Raw genomic sequence first — 21,153 nt, 5'->3', positions numbered from 1 at the left:
AAGGAGGTGAACATGTCTGCCCATTTCATGAAGGAGGAGATAATAATGGATCAAAACTTTGAATTGCACCCTCAGAAAACAGCGTTGCTCATCATCGATATGCAAAATAGTTATTGCCATAAGGCTGGCAGTATCGGCCGTGCCGGTTACAATGTCGAGGCAATGAATGCAACCATTCCAATGGTAAAACAATTACTTACGGCATGCCGTTCAGCAGGGATTCTCGATATCTGGACAATTCAGAATCACTACCCTGATGACCTGACGCGAAAGACCCACCGTCTTACCCCACACACCCATCGTTGGTCGGCAGGACCTCCCGCTTTAAAAGGAACTTGGGATGCAGAAGTAGTCGATGATTTGAAAGCGTTTACAGGTGAACCGGCAGAATTGGTGACCAAGCATCGTTTCAGCGCTTTTTACGATACACGGCTTGATACTTTACTCCGTATGAAAGGGATTGATACCCTTCTTGTTTGCGGTGTTGCCACCACACACTGTGTAGAAACAACCATCCGCGATGCGTACCAGCGGGATTATGATGTCCTCGTCGCAAAAGAGGCTGTCGGCGGGTTAACAAAAGAAAGTCATGACGCAAGCTTAAGGCTAGTGAATGAAACCTTTGGGGCAGTCATTTCTGTGGAGCAAATGTTGAATTTAATAAACGGACATTCACAAAAGCTGAGCATGGAAACAGTAAAAAAGTGAGCATCTGAATATTAAAAGCTTTTATTACAAGATTGTACGGGGGGAAGAATATGAAATCAATAAATAAGAAGTTGGCCGGATTCTATGTACTGATCGCTTTAACTTTAATTCTTGGGGGCTGCGGCTCTTCTGCAGGGAGCGGTTCAGCAGAAGAAGCTCTGACCATCGATATCTCTATTTTTCACACTGAAAATGATCCATTTAATGATATTTTCAAAGAATGGTCCGAAACCATTGAAAAAGAGACAGACGGACGAGTCAAATTCAAACCGTATTATTCTGCTTCATTGGTCTCCCTATTTGAGACGCTCGATGCTGTTCGAGATGGATCCGTTGAAGCTGGCATCCTCTCTGCCGGGGCAATCTCCGGGCAGATACCAGAAATGGGGCTTTTGGAAACCATCGGCACCTTCAGCTCTGAAGATCAGTATAAGAATATCTACAAAGACGTCACTTCTGAACTAGAATCCCTCTTTTCCAATCACAATGTCGAAATCCTGATGTGGGCTCCTGGCGCGACAGAAACACTAGTCCTACACCAAAAAGACTTCATCACAGATTTAGGCCAATACAAAAACCTCAGTATGAGAACAGCGGGAAGATGGCAAGGAGAACAGGCAAAACTGCTCGGTGCCCTGCCGATTACGATGGACCCAAGCGAACTTTACCTGGCCTTGCAGAATGGAACCGTTCAATCTACCTTCCAGACAGTCGGATTGACCAACTCTCAAAACTTACATGAAGTCACTCCAAAAATGACAGCACTAGGTCTTTCCATCAATACAATCCAATACGTTGTGAACCCTGATGTTTGGAGTAAAATCTCTGAAAAAGATCAAAAGACGATCAAGAAAATTTCCGACCAGGTTGGACAATCTTCGTACAGCATGTTAAAAAAACGTGAAAAAGAAGCCTTAAAAAGCATGGCAGAAAAAGGTGCAGAATTTTACCATCTGACCGATGACGAACGCGAAGAATTGCTCAAGGTGATTCAGCCAGTGAATGACCAAATTGCCAAGGAATCAGAAAAAGCCAAATCCATTCTCGAAGTCATCGATAAACATGAATAATTTGTTAGGAGGTCTTACTCCATGCCTCAAGAACCCGCATTTTTAGCGAAAACAGAGAAAACAATCACGAAGATTAACCATCTATTTACCTTTGCAGCCGGAATATTTATTTTAGCGATGGTCCTAATCATTACCTATGATGTGATCATGCGCAACTTCTTTGATTCACCATCATTATGGGCGCTGGACCTCGCTAGGTTCTCGCTTGTCTATATCTTCTTCCTGGCACTTGCGCCCGCTTTACAGAGCGGGCAGCACGTGTCGACAGATATTTTTTTGGCAAAATTCTCTTTAAGAACTCAGTGGTACTTAAAGTTAACAGCTTTGATAATCACCGCCATCTATGGAGTGATACTGTTCTGGCAAGTGACGGAAACTACGCTGAAGGTTTTTGAAGATAATCGCATCTTCCCCGTAGCCATTGAGCTGCCGATGAAATATGTGTATATGGTTGCACCGGTAGGAACATTGCAATTCATTATAACTGCGTTGTTCTGTCTGGCCATTGTATTTTTCCGTGAAGCACCGATTAAACAGGTCCAGACAGAAGCCATTCCCAGAAAACGTGTCATCAACCAGTGATCCCGCTAGTTTGAATAGGAGTGAATCTTAATGGAGTCATTTTTGCTATTTTTCGCCTTTATCGTTGCCCTGATGCTTTTCTTGACAACTGGCATATCTGTGGCTGTAGCGATGGGCATGATTGGAGTATTGGGTACGATATTATTCATCTCACCTAACGCCCTTGCTCAGTTATCGAGCATTACTTTTTCCAACTCAACCAGCTTCGTCCTGATGGTCGTTCCGATGTTCGTTTTGATGACGGAGGTTATTTCCTCTTCCCCAATTGGCACACAGGTATTCCGAACGACCCAACTATGGCTGGGGCGTTTCCCTGGTGCACTTGGAATGGGAACCGTACTGACGAGTACAGGATTCGCAGCCATTTGTGGGTCAAGCCCAGTTACAGCAGCAGCCATAGGTAAAATCGCTGTACCTGAGATGATCAAGCAAGGATATTCCCAGCGACTCGCGATTGGCGCAACAGCAGCGGGAGGTACTTTAGGAATACTTATCCCCCCAAGTGTGGCACTAATCCTTTATGGAGTCATTACCGAAACCTCGATCGGCAAACTTTTTATTGCCGGATTTTTGCCCGGGGCTCTGATTGCCGGCCTCCTATGCCTCACCTTCTTGATTATCGCCCTGGTAAAACCAGAAATGGTTCCTGTCACAAGAACAAAGGTCAAGTGGAGTGAGAGGTTTCTTTCATTGAAATCAGTACTTCCCATCCTCATCCTTGTATTTTTCGTCATGGGTTCGATTTATACCGGGTTTACTACCCCTACTGAATCAGCAGCAATCGGAGCCTCGACAGCACTGGTTATTGTTGGCGCAATGGGCTACTTGGGCAGGAAAAATATCCTCCAGATTTTAAACAACACAGTGAAAACAACGGGGATGTTCCTCTTTCTGGTTATTGGCGGCGTATTCAGCGCTTTCGTTTTAAACCGTCTCGGGATTCCGCAAAGCATGGCCACTTCCCTTTTAGGTCTCGATATACCCGGATGGGTGATCATCTTGCTTATCAATATTCTGTTGCTCGTACTTGGAATGTTTTTGGACCCAATGAGTATCCTCGTCATTGTCATCCCATTGTTCTTCCCTACTGTCACGGCACTGGGTTATGATCCAGTTTGGTTTGGAATCATGGTGACCATTAATATTGAAATTGCAGCGATATCACCACCCGTAGGATTTAACTTATTCGTGTTAAAATCTGTTGTCCCAGACGTTAGTTTAGGGGAAATCATCAAAGGTGCGTTGATTTTCATTATCCCGTTATTAATTGGGTTGATCATCATCATACTTTTCCCTGAGATTTCCTTATATTTACCTAACCGAATGTAGAGTATAGGAGGAATTGGCTTGATTACCAATATTCGTGTTGAAAAAGACCAGACCTTTAAATTATCAGAAGGTAAAAATCTGCTGGCAGATGTTTACTTACCTGTCACAGAAAGCCCCAGAGCCTTTCCTGCTTTGATTCTAATCCATGGCGGCGCATGGCAAGCCGGCTCAAAAGAAATGTATCAGGATTGGGGACCCTACCTTGCCGAGAACGGACTAGCAGCCATGTCGATTGATTACCGGCTATCTTCTAAAAATAATCCGACATGGCCGGGAGTAATGGAAGATGTTCGTGACGCGTATAAATGGCTTGTTGCAAATAGTGAACACTACCATATTGATACCAGCCGAATCGGCGCAATGGGCGATTCTTGCGGAGCCCAGCTCGCCCTTTTGCTTGCACTTGACCAGCCAGGTATCAAATCTGTGGTCAGTGTCTACGGAGTCTATGATGTAACAGCCTGGTGGAAGTACACCCAGGTGACACGAGACGACGATCCCGTCGGCAACCTTTTTGGAAAAACACCAAGCCAAGCTCCTGAATTATATAAAGAAGCATCCCCAACTGAACACATTTCTAGATTCATAGAGCTGAACGATTTTAACTGCCTCATGCTTTGGGGCGAACAAGACACAATCGTACCCGCAAAACAATCAAGAGATTTTTTCGCCCAACTCGCTGAAACACCAGTGAATGTTGAAAAACTAGTAATACCAGACAAAGGTCACTTCTGGTTCACCATCTTCCCGGGAATCCCTGGCGGAACGTTGAAGGATGAACCCAATAGAAACGTTGCACCGCAAGTTTTAGAGTTTATTAGGAAGACGTTGTGATGAATTAAGATTCCTTGTATGCTTACCTCGACTACTCAAAAGCTGACAGGTACAATCCTTCCAGATGGTACCTGTCGTTATTTTTGCCTTAATAGTTTACTGAAAAGGCTATCAAGGGTATTATTAATTGACACAACTAGATCGGCTAAAAGGAGAATCGGATGCTGGATTACAGATTATATAAAGGTCAAGGCACGGAGTACATCGTGTTGTTGCATGGGATCGGCGGAAGCTCGAATATTTTTTACAAGCAGCTTAAACCTTTTCTTAAAAAATATCATATCGTCGCAATCAACATGCCTGGCCATGGGAAATCACCTGACATAGATTCCTATAAGGAAAGGTTCTCTTTTGATTCAATTGTCAGGGAGATACTCAAGACGCTGGACCACCTTTCGATTCGCAAGGCTCATTTTGTCGGAGTTTCGCTAGGAACAATCATCGTCCACCATCTTCTGCAAACGGAACCTGGACGAGTGAGATCAGCAGTCCTTGGCGGGGCGATTACCCGATTGAACCTATTTGGCAAATCATTGATCAAGCTCGCATGGTTAGTAAGGAACTTTATTCCTTTTATGTGGCTTTACCGTATATTGGCCTGGATCCTGATGCCTCGTGGCAACCATAAGAGTTCCCGGAGATTTTTCATCCAGGAGGCTTATAAGATGAAACGGAAAAACTTCCTTGCATGGTATCCTCTTGCAGGTGATGTGAAAGCAACCTACAGCAAGGTCCAGGAAAAAAGCGAGGACGTGCCGAAGCTCTATATCTCAGGTGCCGAGGACCATATGTTTGTCAGGGAACTGGCAGAGGATCTGCGTGGGGATGCTAGCTCTGAGCTAGTGATTCTTGAACAGTGCGGCCATGTCTGCAATATTGAAAAAGCAGATGAATTCAACCAGCTATCAATCGAATTCATGGATAAACACGAAAGCAAACAAGCAAACATCAGTTAATTAGAAAAGCGCAAGCGCCTTGGTCAGCCCCGACAAGCGTTGGAGGGCCGACCGGTGAAGTCGTTCTTTGACTTCATTGGGCTGACCGAAACGTCTCGAGCTGCTCAAAGCTGACGCTTATCGCAAGATACTCAAGGAAGCACTTTCCGGGACGAAAACTGGATAGGCGCTGGAGCTGGACACAAATCTAAGTGAGGAAATTTATACTTACTTATCCATTAAAAGAGGGAATGAGCTAAGCAGCTCATTCCCTTTGTTTGTTGACGATTTAGTAGTAATAAAACGGATATCTAGGCGGCGGGCAGCACGGATAAACTGGCGGGTAAAATCCACCATAGTAAGGGCGCGGATAGAACAAAGCGCCTCCCAATAATCCACCAGCCAAACCACCTAAGAATGGCAATCCAAAGCCCCAGCCGAACCTCTGATCGTACGAACGATAAGGATGTCTGTATGCATGCATACGGCTTACCTCCCTCTTCTCTTTTTATCTTCATTAATTTTATATGCGTTTATCATGGTTTTGGCTTGGGCGAATGCACATGGGAAGTGGATTTCAGGGGTGTAGGCTTGTGCTGGAGCATTGGTATTTCTATTTCCGAATCTATTCCTAAATGGGCCTTTCCGGATGAAAAAATGCCCTCCAATCAAAAAAAGAAGCATGAAAGCCACTTTGGGCTTCCATGCTTCCAAACTATTAGACTTTAAACTTCGCGACCATTTCTCTCAGATTCTCTGCAAGCCGTGCAAGTGATGCGGATGATGAAGCGACTTCTTCCATGGAAGCCAGCTGCTCTTCTGTTGCGGATGCGATTTCTGCAGTGCTTGCGACTGAGCCTCGGGCGATTTTGGTCACCTCATCGATTGAGGCGTTCACCTGCATGACGCTCGCTGACATCTCTTCTGAAATCGCGGAGACTTCCTGGATTTCCGAACTGACATTTTCAATCGATCTTAGAATCTCGTCAAATGTCTTTCCTGTGTCTTCTACCAACAAAGTTCCCTCGGAAATTTCCGCTGTTCCTTTGTTCATCATTTCAACGACCTGGTGGGTTTCTTTTTGAATCACTTCGATCAAGCCGGAAATCTGGCTAGCCGACTGTCTTGAGAGCTCAGCAAGCTTTCGGACTTCATCGGCGACGACCGCAAATCCTTTTCCATGTTCACCGGCTCTTGCTGCTTCAATGGCAGCGTTCAGGGCCAGCAAGTTTGTCTGGTCGGCGATTCCGGTAATAACCTCAATGATTTTGCCAATTTCAGCTGATTTGTGATCCAAATCCTTGATGACAGCATTCGTTTCACTTGTCGTATGATTGATTGTCTTCATCTTCTCGATTACTTTTTCCAGAGAATCATGTCCGAGCATTGCCTGTTTCGTTGTATCAGCCGCAGACTCAGCGACCGTGGATGTCGTAACGGCAACCCTCTGGATTCCTTCCGACATTTCGCCTACGGCCCTCGCACTTTCCTCCGTATTTTTGCTTTGGAGTTCTGCACCGCCGGCAACTTCCTGGATGGCTGTTGCTACCTGATTCGTAGCCGAGTTGGTCTGATCCGCACTTGCCATCATTTCTTCAGCAGATGCCGCAACCTGCTCGGATGTACTGCTAACTTGATAAATCAGATTCCGCAAGTTTGTTGCCATTTCATTGAAATCGGCTGCCAACTGGCCAATTTCGTCGTTATTCTTCACATTGATTTTTTCAATAGCCAGATTTCCGTCAGCCATTTGCTTAGCTGCATGTGATACAAGCTGGACAGGCTTTGAAATGATCCTGCTGATATAGGTAGCAATCACTGTTCCGATGATAAAAGCAGCTGCACTGAGCAAAATGATGAGCAGCGCTACTTTCTGTACTTGTCCGGATAAAGTTTCACTCGTAGCATTCAACGCATCCTGCTGGTACTCGATTGCATCCTCTGCCGCAGAATTCAGGTTGAAGATGAGTGGATTCCCTTCTTTCTGCATAAGCAATCGGACCTTGACCGTCTGTTCATCTCTTATTAAAACAAAGGCCTCTGAAGCGACTTCATAATATTGCGCTTCTGCTGCAATCAGGTTTTCCCCTACCTTTTTCCCCTCGGAGGATTCTGTTGTGCTCATATATTTCTTAGAGCTTTTCTTAAAATCCTCAACAGCTCCCTCAAATTCGATCAGACTTTCACCATCGCCATTTGCCATATATTTTTGAAGTGCAAGCTGCTCCCTCATGATGGCATCCTTCATCTCGACAATCAGATTCAGCTTTTCCATCCGGTCTTCAATAGATGAAGAGTACTGGCTGTTCATTTTGTTAAACTCAAAGTTCGAGATAATGGCCACTAAAGCCAACAAGGCCAATACTGAAAAAAAACCCGCCAATAACTTGGCACGGACACTGGTTTTCATTTGCGGTTTTGCGAATCTTACCTGTGGTTTTGCGAATCTCTTTTTGAATTTCATTTTCCGCTCTCCTGTCCAGTAATATAAATTACCCCTCTTACCTTCTATTTCGGCTAAGATTCAGAAAATTTTAGGACTTTAGTTATAAAAACTCAAAAAAAAAGAAGGCTCTATGTAAGCCTTCGATACTTGATTTCCCCGCCAATGATGGTCATCTCGATATTCATCGATAAAAGCTCATCCGCATCCTTCATTTCAAATGGATTTTTCGAATAAAGTGTCAAATCAGCTAATTTCCCCCTTGAGATCGTGCCTTTTAACGTCTCTTCGTTTGTTGGATAAGCTCCTAATTCTGTAAATAGACGGAACGCGTCGACCATTGACAGTTTCTGCTCTGGCACGTAGCCATCGTGAATTTCGCCTGGCTTTTTCCGGGTGACAGCAGCATGGATTCCGAGAATAGGATCGACTGGCTCAACCGGAGAATCAGAACCCCCGGCACAAATGACGCCTGCATCCATCAAAGTTTTCCAGGCGTATGAAAGCTTGATCCGCTCTGCACCAAGGCGCTCCTGAACCCAAGGAAAGTCACTCGCAATGAAGCGCGGCTGAATATCGGCAATCCGGCTTGGTGATTTCAGGCGAGGAATCAATTCCTCCCGCAGAACTTGGGCATGTATCAGCCTGTCACGATAAGCTGCAGCCGGGAACTGGTCCAGCACATCAAGGACATTTTCTAGCGCCTGGTCACCAATTGTATGGACCGCAATCGGCATGTCCAGTTCGCGTGCCCCTTTCACGATTTCATAGAGCTGCTCCTGGTCATACATCGCATCACCATAGTGACCCGGCGCATCGCTATAAGGCTCCGACAACAAAGCTGTCCTTCGTCCAAACGCCCCGTCGGCAAAAATTTTCACCGCACCGATTTGCAGCGTGTCATTGCCATAGCCCGTGTACATTCCCGCTTCTTTTAAGTTTGGTAAAAATTCATGGTTTATCAGGAGATTACTTCGTAAGCCAAGCTGCTCTCCATTTAATAGCTCATTGAATAGATCCCATGTTTTTTCCAACCCGCCAAGATAGAGCGGGTCATTCGTATGCACGCTGGTCAGCCCTTTGCTCATCGCAAAATTCATCGTCTGGCGCATCGCTTTTTTCCAGTCATCGTATGAACGCTCAGGAATGTAGGCCCTGACCAGATTCGCCGCTGACTCAAGGAACAGGCCAGTCGGCTGTTTCGTGATTTCATCGAGTAAGATTGTTCCGCCCTCCGGCACTGTGATCGCCGGATGATAGCCGCTCACTTCCAAAGCTTTACTGTTGACCAAGGTCGCATGCAAGCAAGTCCTTGTTAAAAATAACGGGTTGGCTGGCGCCACATAATCCAGCTCAGCCATCGTCGGAATTCCTCCATCGGTAAAAAGATTCTCATCCCAGCTTGAGCCGACAATCCATTCACCAGGCTCAAGCTGACTAGCTTTTGCCTTAATTTTTGCCAGCATCTCATGCCTTGACGTGACGCCCACAAAATCAAGGTTGATGAAGCTATCCGCCATGATGGACAGGTGAAGGTGGCTGTCGATGAGGCCTGGCGTGGCCGTTTTCCCTTCTAGGTCAATGATTTGTGCCTGGCTTCCCCAGTGCAGCACCATGTCCTCGGTAGTTCCCATATCAATAAAACGGCCATTTTCGATGACCACTGCTTGTACAATTGGATTGCGTGAATTAAATGTATAGATGATTCCATTTTTGTAGATGGTTCTCAAGAAGATTCTCCCCTTTGGATAAAATGTGAATGCCTGGGGAGTGCATAAGGAGTTTGATAGAAGGGGGATAGTTGGTAAGCTCTGGCATGCAAAAAAGCAATGGCAGAAAATAACCTACCATTGCTTTTACAATATACGTTATCCTCCATTTCGATCAGTAGTTCTCCATGCACAAAACCCCGCATGACAGTCTGCTCCTTGTTCAGAAAGCAGCCCAGCAATAATCAGTCTGACCCTGATCACGCTTCGGCAAACAACCCTTTCAGCCACCATCAACGATTGTCGATCTCCGATGGACTACTCTTGTTATTCGCTCCTCTACCTCACCGATCTGATAAGATCATATGAAATTAGGTTAATAGTATCATAAATGTCCAAGAATGTTCACTGATTTTTGCTTGACATTCTTTTACAATGAAAAAGAAAGGAAGTGGAATATGATAGTAAAAGAACGAACCAAACCAGAAGAACTAGTATTGTTGCATGCTCTGAAGCCTAGAATGGAATTAGAAGAGAAAGATGCGCAAAACCTATGGACACTGGAAAAAGGATATGAAGGTGAAGTCCAATTCGACCAATGGTTTACGGGATACCAAGTTGAAAGTTTAATTCTCAACGACCTGTTACTAGAAGTGAATGGCACCCTTTTTCAAATCGATTCGTTTGTGATCACACAGGACCGGTTGCATCTTTTTGAAGTGAAGAATCTTGAAGGGGACTATTATCTGGATGGAGACAAATTCAAGACTGTCGCCGGCAAAGAAACCAAAAACCCCCTCCACCAACTAAGCCGCGCCGAATCACTGCTAAAACAACTGCTAAAGGAACTTGGCTTTTACATTCCTCTTGAACCTCACCTCGTGTTCATTAACCCAGAATTCGCCCTTCTGCAAGCACCATTGAAATCACACATTATTCTACCCAACCAACTCAACCGCTTTATGGATAAAATGAACAGAACCTCTTCCAAGCTGAATAACAAACATACCAAATTGGCCGAAGCTCTATTGTCTTTGCATATAACGAAATCACCGTATTCAAGAGTGCCGAGTTATGATTTTGGAATGTTGAGGAAAGGCGTTATTTGTGGAGGTTGCGGGGGGTTTTTGGAGAGTTTCAGGCAAAAAAGAGCTGTATGTAGTTATTGTGGCACAGGAGACTCAATTGAATCTCTTATTTTGCAAGCGTTAAAAAGTTTTCTAATACTATTTCCAGGTCAAAAAGTAACCACAACCGCTATTTACGATTGGTGCAATGGAAATTTGCCAAAAAAATCAATAAGACGAGTATTAAAAGACAATTTATCAGCCAGTGGAGAATGTAAGTCTACTTATTACGAGTAAAATATTCTGCAAGACTTGGGCCTAGATCGTGATTTCTTCCATCTAGGCTTTTTTATGTGCTCAGTTGTTCTCCTTCTACCCATAACGGGGAACATATCTCCTCTTTATGTTACCGGTTTTTCCTCTCCCTCCCATAACGGGGAACATATTACCTCTTTATGAGCCCAGTTTTCGCTCTCCTCCCATAACCGGGCACATATCTCTTCTTTATGTTACCGGTTTTCGCTCTCTCTCCCATAACGGGGAACATATCTCCTCTTTATGTTACCGGTTTTCGCTCTCCCTCCCATAACCGGGCACATATCATGATCTTCCTTAACTTCCTTACCCCTTCCTCGAATAACAACAAAAAAATTTGCCAAAATAATCATAATAGAAAACGCTTGCAATTTTTCATATTCGTTTTATAATACTTGTATACAAGTATACTTGATTAACCAGGAAGGTGAGGAAATGACGGAAAATAGTAATTTTCTTTATCCGCAAAAATGGCTTTCTAAGGCTTCAACGGGTGACCGGGTTGCGAGTGAGCTCCGGATGCAAATTATTTCGGGCTTGATTGAAAGCGGTGCCATCCTTTCGGAGAACAAACTAGCTGCTGATTTTAACGTAAGCCGTTCGCCGATCCGTGAAGCGCTTAAAATTCTTTCAGCTGAAAACCTGATCCGCCTGGAAAGAATGGGTGCCGTGGTCATTGGCCTTACAGAAAAAGATATTGAAGAGATTTATGATGTCCGCTTATTGATTGAGTCATTCGTTTTTGAACGACTTATCAAAATAGATACAACCAACCTAGTAGTTGAATTGAGCAAAATTCTCGAGATGATGAAGATTGCCATCAAGTACAAGGATGCCGACGAGTTCAGCCTCCAGGATGTTCTTTTTCACGAAACGATCATCCGGGCCATCAACCACTCTTACATCCGAATGATCTGGGATAACACGAAGCCCGTCATGGAAGCTTTCATTCTTTTATCGATGCGAGCAAGGGTTGAAGAAAAGTACGAAGACTTCGATCGCATCCTCGAGAATCACGAGCTTTATATTGAAGCCATCAAAACGAAGAATCGCGACCTGATGATTAAATCCTTACACCAAAATTTTGATGATGTTCAAGGTAAAGTAGATGACCTTTGGATATCGCAGCAAACGCTTTCCAAGGGAGTGGAGAAAAGTGACTGAATATATGCTAGGGGTCGACATCGGTACGACGAGTACCAAGGCTGTCCTTTTCAGCGAAAAAGGCGAAGTCATCCAGCAGGAGAACATTGGCTACCCGCTCCATACGCCGGATATATCAACAGCCGAGCAAGATCCTGAAGAAATTTATATGGCGGTCCTGACTGCCATTACGAAAATCATGAAACACAATCAGCAAAAAAAGCTGGCGTTTATTTCCTTCAGCAGCGCGATGCACAGCGTCATTGCCATTGATGAAAATGATGAGCCGCTTACACCCTGTATCACCTGGGCCGATAACCGCAGTGAAGCATGGGCGCATAAGATCAAAACAGAACTCAACGGACATGAGATTTACAAGCGCACCGGAACGCCGATCCATCCGATGTCACCATTAAGCAAAATTGCATGGATTGTGAATGAGCGTCCTGAAATTGCCGCTAAAGCGAAGAAATACATCGGCATCAAGGAATTTATTTTTAAAAAGTTCTTTGACCAGTATGTGGTGGACCATTCGCTTGCGTCAGCGATGGGAATGATGAATCTTAAAAAGCTCGAATGGGATGAAGAGGCTCTGAAAATTACCGGAATCACGAAAGACCAATTATCAGAGCTTGTACCGACAACAAAGACCTTCACGAACTGCAATTCAGAATTAGCGAAGCAAATCGGGATTGACCCTGAAACTCCTTTTGTCATCGGTGCTAGTGACGGTGTCCTTTCCAACCTCGGCGTCAATGCGATTGGCAAAGGCGAGATTGCGGTCACAATTGGGACAAGCGGTGCAATCCGCACGATCATCGACGAGCCGCAAACCGATGAAAAAGGACGGATTTTCTGCTACGCCCTGACCGAGAACCACTGGGTCATCGGCGGTCCTGTCAACAATGGCGGAATGGTCCTTCGCTGGATCCGCGATGAATTCGCAGCATCTGAAGTCGAGACGGCCAAGCGTTTAGGCATCGACCCTTATAACGTTTTAACGAAAATCGCTGAACGCGTAAGACCCGGTGCGGAAGGTTTGCTGTTCCACCCATACCTTGCAGGTGAGCGTGCTCCACTTTGGAATCCAGATGTCCGCGGATCCTTTTTCGGACTGACTATGTCCCATAAAAAAGAGCATATGATTCGTGCAGCATTAGAGGGGGTCATTTTCAACCTTTATACCGTTTTCTTAGCGCTTACGGAAGCTATGGAAAGCCCGGTTACAAGGATTCAGGCTACCGGCGGTTTTGCTAGATCGGATGTGTGGCGCCAGATGATGTCCGATATTTTCGACATCGAGGTAGTCGTACCTGAAAGCTATGAAAGCTCTTGCCTTGGTGCTTGCATCCTCGGCCTCTATGCAACAGGGAAAATCGACTCATTTGAAGTCGCTTCCGAGATGATCGGCAGCACCCACAAGCACACGCCGAACGAAGAAGCCGCAAAAGAATACAGACAGCTAGTGCCGATTTTCATCAGCTTATCCAGAGCACTGGAACAGGATTATTCAAGAATCGCAAACTATCAAAGAAGCCTGATTAAATAAGGGCTATCCAAGAAGTTGATTCGATAAGGGCCTTCAAAGGAGTCTGATCAGATAAGGGACTACTAAAGAAGCCTGATTAAATAAGGGCTATCCAAGAAGTCTGATTCGATAAGGGACTATCAAAGTAAATAGTTTGATTAAATAATGGCCTATTAAAGTAGCCTGATCGGGTTAGGTATTACAAAGAAGTTTGGTTAAACAAGGGATTATCACAAAGGGGACACTAATCCCCGCTCAAAAATGGCAGCGCTTTATTTTACAGAGGGAAACACCCGCGAATAGCGGATCACAAACATCTTAGGGGGAAATTACAATGCCATTGGTTATTGTAGCAATTGGTATCTTAGCTTTACTATTATTGATCATGGGCTTAAAGCTCAACACATTCATTTCCTTGATTATCGTATCGTTTGGCGTAGCATTGGCGCTTGGAATGCCACTTGGCGAGATTGTTAAAACAATTGAAGCTGGACTTGGCGGAACTCTTGGCCACTTAGCACTGATTTTTGGTCTTGGTGCGATGCTTGGTAAATTAATTGCGGATTCCGGCGGTGCCCAGCGAATCGCCATGACACTTGTGAACAAATTCGGTGAAAAGAACATCCAATGGGCAGTCGTTGCTGCTTCATTCATCATCGGTGTTGCTCTATTTTTCGAAGTAGGTTTAGTATTATTGATTCCAATCGTATTTGCGATTTCAAGAGAATTAAAGATTTCTATTCTGTATCTTGGTATTCCAATGACTGCCGCTTTATCTGTCACACACGGCTTCCTGCCTCCTCACCCGGGTCCAACTGTAATCGCTGGTGAGTACGGCGCAAACATTGGTGAAGTATTGCTATACGGATTCATCATTGCGATTCCAACTGTCATCCTGGCTGGTCCAGTTTTCACGAAAATCGCGAAGAAGCTTGTCCCAGAATCTTTTAACAAAACAGGAAACATTGCTTCTTTAGGAGAACAAAAAACTTTCAAACTTGAAGAAACACCTGGTTTCGGAATCAGCGTTTTCACAGCACTTCTACCAGTTATCTTAATGTCGATCGCAACAATCATTTCTTTACTACAAAAAACGATGGGATTCGAGGATAATGCTTTTCTTGCAGCCATCCAGTTCATCGGTGATGCAGGTACGGCGATGTTACTATCCCTGCTTGTAGCCATTTACACAATGGGTATCGCACGTAACATCCCTATTAAAACAGTGATGGATTCTTGTACAACAGCGATCTCTCACATCGGCATGATGCTTTTGATCATCGGTGGCGGCGGCGCCTTCAAACAAGTTTTGATCAACGGCGGCGTTGGCGACTATGTAGCTGAACTATTCAACGGTACTTCCCTATCACCAATCCTGCTGGCTTGGATCATCGCAGCGATCCTGCGTATCTCACTTGGATCAGCAACGGTGGCAGCATTGACGACAGCTGGCCTAGTCATTCCATTGCTTGGCCAGACAGATGTGAACCTTGCCCTTGTCGTACTGGCAACTGGCGCAGGAAGCTTGATCGCTTCACACGTGAACGACGCAGGCTTCTGGATGTTCAAAGAATACTTCGGCTTGAGTATGAAAGAAACATTCGCAACATGGACATTGCTTGAAACGATTATTTCAGTAGCAGGATTAGGATTTATCTTATTGCTTAGCCTGTTCGTATAATAGGAAAAGGTCAGCCCTCATAATCGGGCTGACCTTTATTCTATTATCACTACACAAACCACTTAATATAAATTCCCACTGCCAGAAAGGATAGCAGAATGACCACAATATAAATCAGAGAAAGATTCGTCGTGTTTCTTTTCGTGGCTTTGCTATACTCCTCGTCTCCCTTGCCAGAGAGTAACAATGTTGCCAGCAGTGCTCCAATGATAATGATGAATACCAATATAAGGCCAATGGTCATACTAACACCTCTTATTTAGGAAAAATCCTCTCGTTATCATTATAGCAAACTAGAAGTTCGATTAACCCCGTTCCATTCCATCTTTCAGGAAAAAGTCACCAGCATTATTATATAATTAAACCATCAAATGGAATCGAGGTGCTGAAGATGAAGCCTTGGTCTGAAAAAATGCCTGCGGTCCAATTCCGGATTGCCCGGCCAACGGATCAATTGGAAAAGGTTGTTGAGTTTTACCGCGATGGAGTTGGGCTGGAAGTGGTGGGCGGTTTTGAAAAGCATGATGGGTATGATGGCGTGATGCTTGGCCTGCCTGATTTGAGCTATCATCTTGAATTCACCCAGCATGAAAATGGCAGTCCCTGCCCTGCACCGACGGAAGACAATCTGTTAGTCTTCTATATTCCGAATAAAGAAGCACGCGATGCAATCGCAGAGCGCCTCCATACTATGGGATATCCTGAGGTCGAACCGGAAAATCCGTACTGGAAAAGATCCGGCATAACGATTGCCGATCCTGATGGCTGGAGGATTGTGCTGCAGAACACAGAGGGATTAGGGTAAATTTCGCTGCAAAAAAATAGTGGAGTCTGGCCGCAACTGACAGCCTGACTCCACTTTTATTTTGAGCGGAAGTTCTTCTAGTACTGAACAGAAGTCCGCTCCTAAAATTCCAGCTCTCCTAGTATTGAATGGGAGTCGTTCGATTAAAGCTCCCTTTGTATTAAATGCCGGCCAATCCTAAATTTACAACTCTCCTTGTTTTAAGCATCAACCCAATCCTAAAATCCCAGCTCTCCAACCTTCTCATAACTGCCCATTTTATGGCTCGTGATTTTATCTGCCGACAGGGCGTAGAGTGTGTCTCCGATGTAAAGCAAGCGCTGGATTTGGTTTTCCCATTCTTCGTAATACGGCATTTCGCCGTTGATATGGGTGATTTTCGTCTTCAAGTGAATACCGGTTGCCGGATCGATATCGTAAACGTATGCTCCCTGATATTCAAAAATTTGTTCGTATTCGTTCTTCTCGCTGTTTTGGTAAACCGAGATCGGGAAGGCGAAAATGTCTTTGTCTTTATTGAATAGCAGGGCTTTATGGTCATGGTTCAATGGTGAGTAAGTTCCTCGCCCACCGATGATTTCGGTGAATTTTTCTTTCGGATTGGACATATCGCTGACATCGAACAGGGAAATCTTGACTCCGTCTGTCAGGATCCGCGGCTGTGACGCTCCTTTTTCAGCAACGATTTTCGTATCCTGGCCGAATCCGATAATATGGTTTTCATCATAAGGATGCAGGTAATTGCTGAAGCCAGGAATTTTCAGCTCGCCAAGCACTTTCGGGTTGGCCGGATCGCTTGCGTCAAACACAAACAGCGGGTCGGTTTCTTTAAAAGTAACCATATAAATCCGGTCACCCATGAATCTCGCGGAATAGATTCTCTCCCCGCGCGCTAACTCCTCGATTTTCCCGGTTTCCTTCAAGTTTTTATCCAGTATATATAAATGGTTGGAAGATGGGCGCTTCTCGTCCCACGCGTAGCCTTTTGTCGTCACAACACGGAAATAGCCGTTGTGCTCATCCATCGAGAACTGATTCAGCACGGTTCCCGGCACGGTAGCAGAGCTGTGGTATTGAACGTCCATTCCGCTGATCGCAAATTTATGGACATCCGTGTCAGGTGCGATCACACCGCTCTCTTTCAGGTCCATATCTCCATAATTCTCGACTGCGAGGTAGAGGTTTTCTTTTGACATATAAAGCTGGTTGCCGCTGCCCAGATAAGTCGTCATCGAAACTTCTTTTTTCGGCTGCTCAAGGTCGAGTGCGGCTATGAGTGTATAGTTCGGCTGGCGCGATTCCGGAAAATAGTGAATATCGTCATAATCAATCATTCTCTCTTTCGAACTCACTGCTGAGTCGGTGAACTTCGGCCGAATATCAATCTTCCTGCTTTCCTTCAGCAGCCAGTAATCCGGATAATGCTGCGTGATCAGGTAAACAAGGTTATCCACCTTCCGGGCCGAAACATAGTGACCCTCCATCTTCACTTCACGAATCTGTTTTGGGTCGGCTGGATTTTTCACATCATAGATAATGATGGTCGTCGACTGCATCATTGGAGCAATCAGCGAATCTTTGGCAACATCTTCATAAGGTCTGTACATCTCATTGTACTGGTGCCCAATGACCACAAGCTGATCCTTTTGCAAGAACAACTGGCTAGGTGAAAAATTCCCTTTATAAGGAATCGTCGACAATACCTTCATCTGCGCACCTGGCACAGCCTGAATGATCCGCACCTTATCATGCTCCGCCTGGAAAATGCTTTTTCCATCTGTTTTGACAATATCCGCTTCATCGACACCCTGGACCTGGACATTCGTTTCGGAAACATCCCCGCCGCCTCCGGATTTATCAGCAGCCACTGACTCTTCCGTCGCTTTATCCTCGCCAACAGAGAAGGATTCCTTCAACCCGCCAAACCAGCCCCGAGCCTTTTTTTCTTCCTTGATGATTTCTTCAAAATAACTCGCCAGGTTTTCCTGCGTCCCAACGGTCGGAAGGGTTTCTTTTACAACGAACTTCCAGCTATGCTCAGAGTCCAGCTCTTTGCCCAAAGCTGATTTGATCCCTTTTTTAAAATGAACACTATATCCCGCCTGTGGGTCATATCCTTCTTCCGGAGGATGGATGAAAATGGTTTTTCGGTCGTCACCCAGCTCCAGCTTCGTATCAAGTTTCTCTCCCTTGTCATTCGTCACATACATCAATTCATGATCAAGACTTTGTTCAGAAATCTTCTCCGAAAACTGCAGCTGCCATACCTTGGTCGGCAAGACGATATGCTCCTCTTCCAAGGCATTGACCACCTTGAACTGGGAAAAAGAATAAAAAGCCACTGCTGCAATAGAAATGAACATCAACCCGATTATCAACCACCATTTTTTCATCTTTTTCAGCCCCTTTGAAGAATTAGACGGAAATTCATTCCAGGTGTTTCAACATTTATTGTTAAAAACGAAAAAGCTCTTCCAACTCAAGAAGGAATAATTAAGCCTTCTTCATTTCAGAACTAAAAATGAAAAAGCCCCTTCGTATCACGAAGGAACCTTGATCTTAATAAATTCTTCAGCCGGAACAGGCTTGCTGAAATGATAGCCCTGGGCTTCGTTGCAGTGATGCTGCTTCAGCAATCGTAACTGCTCTGCTGTTTCAACGCCTTCTGCAATGACAGACAAGCCAAGATTATGAGCCATCAAAATAATGGTCGTCGCAATGTTTTCGTCGCTTTTACTCTCGGCGATGTCCTTCACAAAGCAGCGGTCAATTTTCAAATCATCAATCGGAAATCTTTTCAGGTAGCTTAGTGAACTGTAGCCTGTCCCAAAATCATCGATGGAAATATTTACTCCAAGCATTTTCAGTTCTTGGAGAATGAAGCTGGCTTTTTCCACGTCCATCGTCATGCTTTCGGTGATTTCAATGGTAAGGAAGTGAGGTTGTACTCCGGTCAGCACAAGTGTTTCCTTCACCATCGTGATTAAATTAGGCTGGTAAAACTGGCGAATCGATAAATTCACTGACACCGTCAGCCCTTCCATTCCGTTTTCGTGCCATTCCTTAAGCTGCAGCAGGGCGGTTTTCAGCACCCATTCTCCAATGTGAATGATCAGCCCTGTTTCTTCGGCAATCGGAATGAACTGATCGGGTGATACAAAATCAACTCTGTCATTCTGCCAGCGAATCAGCGCCTCGGCTCCTGTGATTTCATTCTTGCACAAGTTCACAATCGGCTGATAATGGAGCTCAAATTCCTCCCGCTCAAGTGCTTTCCGGAGTTCATTTTCAACCTGGAGCTTTTCGAATGCTTGGCGGTCCAGCATCACATCGTACATCTGGAAATTGTTCCGCCCCTGCTTTTTTGCCTGGTACATCGCCACATCCGCTTTGCTCAACAATATGTCAATCTTTTCTCCATCATCAGGGTAAAAGCTCATGCCAATGCTCGTTGTAATGAAAATATCTGTACCATCAATCGAAAAAGGCTCCTCCAATGTTCTCAGGATCGTACGGGCTACGGCTTCCGCTTTTTCTTTCGTCGTATGCTCTAGTAAAATTGCAAACTCGTCCCCACCCTGCCTTGAAAAAACCACTCCGTTCCCTAGGCTTTTTTTCAGCTTCTCAGCCACATACACCAGCAAGCGGTCTCCTATTGAATGGCCCAGTGAATCATTGACATACTTGAACCGGTCAAGATCCAGGAACACGAGGCTCAGCTTTTCGCCTTTATCCACTTTTGTTTCTGCAAACGCCTTTTGAACCCGATCATCAAACAGGCGCCGGTTCGCCAGCCCTGTCAGCGCATCATGATACGCCATGAAATTAATTCTTTCTTTTGCCCTATAATGCTGAATCACCAGGCTTGCGAGATCAGTTGCTTTCTGGATGATCTCCCTGTCCTTTTCACGCGGAGATCTTGCACGGCAATAATAAAGGCCAAAAGTGCCAATCACTCTTTGATCATCATCAAAGACCGGAGTTGACCAGCAGGCCTTTAAACCATACGACAGTGCCAAGTCACGGTAACCCTCCCACAGTGGGTCAGAGGCAATATCCGTTGTGACCACAGATTCCTTTAAAAAGGCGGCACGGCCACAGGAACCAATCGTAGGACCGATTGGTAACCCATCCACTGCATCATTGTAGGCTTGCGGCAAGTTAGGCGAGGATCCATGTAATAATCTCTTCCCTTCCTGGTCAGCAATCAGAATGGCACAGTGCGCTCCGTCCGTGAAACTCTCGATAAAGAGGACCATCTCATCCAGGACCTCTTGAAAGGAGGCTCCCTTCGCCATCATTTTAAGGACTCTATTCTGGCCCCTCAATAAAGCCTCGAGCTCCTTTTTTTCAGTAAGATCCTGTGCACATCCGACAATGCCCAAAACCTCTCCATCGACCGAAATCGGGACAGCGGTGATCATCAAATCAATTCGTTCACCGCTGCCATTTTTAACAATCGCTGTTTCAAATTTCGTTCGCTCTCCTGATATGACAGACTTAAACTGCTGGATCGTATCATCCACAAACTCATCATGAATCATCGAGATGAAGTTCATTTCCAAAGCCTCTTCCAGCGAGTAACCCGTAATCACCGCAGCCTCCTCATTGAATGCGATGAAATTTCCTTGCACATCAAGGGCGTAACACCCATCATGATTGAAATTAAATAACGACTTATAAACTTCAAAAAGAGATCTGCTGTTTAAATCTGGCTGCATTAAAGTCACCCGCCCCTCTAACTTTCAGTATATACATGTTATATCGACACTCCCTGACTCTGACTGTAGAGGTATATTTTTACAATAGGGGTTAATGAACAAATACAATAGAAAAAGGCCCTTAATTCAGGGTTGGTTATTTATAAGATTGTATACCTCATTTCTCCTCCTGCATATGGGTGCCTTTCTTCCTCTTAGAGACCCTTTTGGACGCTCTTCCTCCTGTATAAGGGTCTCTTTCTCACTCTTAGAGACCCTTATAATCGTTCTTCCTCCTGCATAA

The 21,153-nt window shown here is 44.9% G+C and carries 17 protein-coding genes and 1 riboswitch; of the genes, 11 read left to right on the top strand and 6 right to left on the bottom strand.

All coding sequences use genetic code 11. The features are described 5' to 3' along the window. The first annotated feature begins 45 nt into the window (after positions 1 to 45). The 6 genes from LGO15_RS03810 to LGO15_RS03785 all read left to right on the top strand — a co-directional run bounded on the left by LGO15_RS03810 (position 46) and on the right by LGO15_RS03785 (position 5,479). Positions 46 to 708, top strand: a complete 663-nt coding sequence (locus LGO15_RS03810; RefSeq protein WP_226086809.1) for a cysteine hydrolase family protein — start codon at positions 46 to 48, stop codon at positions 706 to 708. A gap of 50 nt (positions 709 to 758) precedes the next feature. Further along, the gene (locus LGO15_RS03805; RefSeq protein ID WP_226086808.1) at positions 759 to 1,778 is read left to right on the top strand and encodes a TRAP transporter substrate-binding protein; all 1,020 of its coding nucleotides are present in this window, start codon (positions 759 to 761) and stop codon (positions 1,776 to 1,778) included. 21 nt (positions 1,779 to 1,799) lie between these two features. After that, a complete protein-coding gene (locus LGO15_RS03800; protein ID WP_226086807.1) occupies positions 1,800 to 2,360 on the top strand; it encodes a TRAP transporter small permease in 561 nt (186 codons plus the stop codon). Between the two features lie 30 nt (positions 2,361 to 2,390). Continuing rightward, positions 2,391 to 3,689 (top strand): TRAP transporter large permease, encoded by a 1,299-nt coding sequence (locus LGO15_RS03795; RefSeq protein WP_167833475.1) that lies wholly within the window; start codon positions 2,391 to 2,393, stop codon positions 3,687 to 3,689. A gap of 18 nt (positions 3,690 to 3,707) precedes the next feature. Continuing rightward, on the top strand, positions 3,708 to 4,523 hold the full coding sequence (locus LGO15_RS03790) for an alpha/beta hydrolase (protein WP_226086806.1): 816 nt from the start codon (positions 3,708 to 3,710) through the stop codon (positions 4,521 to 4,523). Positions 4,524 to 4,684: 161 nt separating this feature from the next. Further along, positions 4,685 to 5,479 (top strand): alpha/beta fold hydrolase, encoded by a 795-nt coding sequence (locus LGO15_RS03785; RefSeq protein WP_226086805.1) that lies wholly within the window; start codon positions 4,685 to 4,687, stop codon positions 5,477 to 5,479. A gap of 268 nt (positions 5,480 to 5,747) precedes the next feature. Here LGO15_RS03785 and LGO15_RS03780 read toward each other — a convergent pair whose 3' ends face one another. The 3 genes from LGO15_RS03780 to LGO15_RS03770 form a co-directional block, all read right to left on the bottom strand. Beyond that, entirely contained in the window at positions 5,748 to 5,942 is a 195-nt protein-coding gene (locus LGO15_RS03780) for a hypothetical protein (RefSeq protein WP_226086804.1), read from the bottom strand. A gap of 234 nt (positions 5,943 to 6,176) precedes the next feature. After that, a complete protein-coding gene (locus tag LGO15_RS03775; protein ID WP_226086803.1) occupies positions 6,177 to 7,922 on the bottom strand; it encodes a methyl-accepting chemotaxis protein in 1,746 nt (581 codons plus the stop codon). 110 nt (positions 7,923 to 8,032) lie between these two features. Further along, positions 8,033 to 9,631, bottom strand: a complete 1,599-nt coding sequence (locus LGO15_RS03770) for an amidohydrolase (RefSeq protein WP_226086802.1) — start codon at positions 9,629 to 9,631, stop codon at positions 8,033 to 8,035. Between the two features lie 150 nt (positions 9,632 to 9,781). Next, positions 9,782 to 9,960: riboswitch (Lysine riboswitch) on the bottom strand. A gap of 108 nt (positions 9,961 to 10,068) precedes the next feature. On the opposite strand from LGO15_RS03770, the gene LGO15_RS03765 reads away from it, so the two are divergent. From LGO15_RS03765 to LGO15_RS03750, 4 genes are all read left to right on the top strand, one after another. Continuing rightward, a complete protein-coding gene (locus LGO15_RS03765) occupies positions 10,069 to 10,974 on the top strand; it encodes a nuclease-related domain-containing protein (protein ID WP_226086801.1) in 906 nt (301 codons plus the stop codon). A gap of 453 nt (positions 10,975 to 11,427) precedes the next feature. Next, positions 11,428 to 12,156 (top strand): GntR family transcriptional regulator, encoded by a 729-nt coding sequence (locus tag LGO15_RS03760; protein ID WP_167833469.1) that lies wholly within the window; start codon positions 11,428 to 11,430, stop codon positions 12,154 to 12,156. Then, the gene (gene gntK, locus LGO15_RS03755; RefSeq protein ID WP_226086800.1) at positions 12,149 to 13,684 is read left to right on the top strand and encodes a gluconokinase; all 1,536 of its coding nucleotides are present in this window, start codon (positions 12,149 to 12,151) and stop codon (positions 13,682 to 13,684) included. The genes LGO15_RS03760 and gntK overlap by 8 nt, the downstream gene beginning before the upstream one ends. Before the next feature lie 313 nt (positions 13,685 to 13,997). Then, positions 13,998 to 15,344, top strand: a complete 1,347-nt coding sequence (locus LGO15_RS03750) for a GntP family permease (RefSeq protein ID WP_226086799.1) — start codon at positions 13,998 to 14,000, stop codon at positions 15,342 to 15,344. 49 nt (positions 15,345 to 15,393) lie between these two features. Here the strand turns inward: LGO15_RS03750 and LGO15_RS03745 are convergent, their stop codons facing one another. Next, positions 15,394 to 15,588, bottom strand: coding sequence for a hypothetical protein (locus LGO15_RS03745; protein WP_226086798.1), 195 nt, complete (start codon positions 15,586 to 15,588; stop codon positions 15,394 to 15,396). A 147-nt stretch (positions 15,589 to 15,735) separates the two neighbouring features. Between LGO15_RS03745 and LGO15_RS03740 the strand changes: the two genes are divergently transcribed. Beyond that, positions 15,736 to 16,149 carry a VOC family protein gene (locus tag LGO15_RS03740; protein ID WP_226086797.1) on the top strand — a complete coding sequence of 138 codons (414 nt, stop codon included), beginning with the start codon at positions 15,736 to 15,738 and terminating at the stop codon, positions 16,147 to 16,149. A gap of 218 nt (positions 16,150 to 16,367) precedes the next feature. Here the strand turns inward: LGO15_RS03740 and LGO15_RS03735 are convergent, their stop codons facing one another. Continuing rightward, positions 16,368 to 18,542, bottom strand: coding sequence for a beta-propeller domain-containing protein (locus LGO15_RS03735; RefSeq protein WP_226086796.1), 2,175 nt, complete (start codon positions 18,540 to 18,542; stop codon positions 16,368 to 16,370). A gap of 147 nt (positions 18,543 to 18,689) precedes the next feature. Then, positions 18,690 to 20,870 (bottom strand): sensor domain-containing protein, encoded by a 2,181-nt coding sequence (locus tag LGO15_RS03730; protein ID WP_226086795.1) that lies wholly within the window; start codon positions 20,868 to 20,870, stop codon positions 18,690 to 18,692. Positions 20,871 to 21,153: the final 283 nt, after the last annotated feature.

The organism is Mesobacillus sp. S13 (assembly GCF_020422885.1).
In the GTDB taxonomy this organism is placed as follows: domain Bacteria; phylum Bacillota; class Bacilli; order Bacillales; family Cytobacillaceae; genus Mesobacillus; species Mesobacillus selenatarsenatis_A.
The sequence above is the reverse complement of the archived record's forward strand: the minus strand, read 5'-3'. Positions and strand labels throughout refer to the sequence as shown.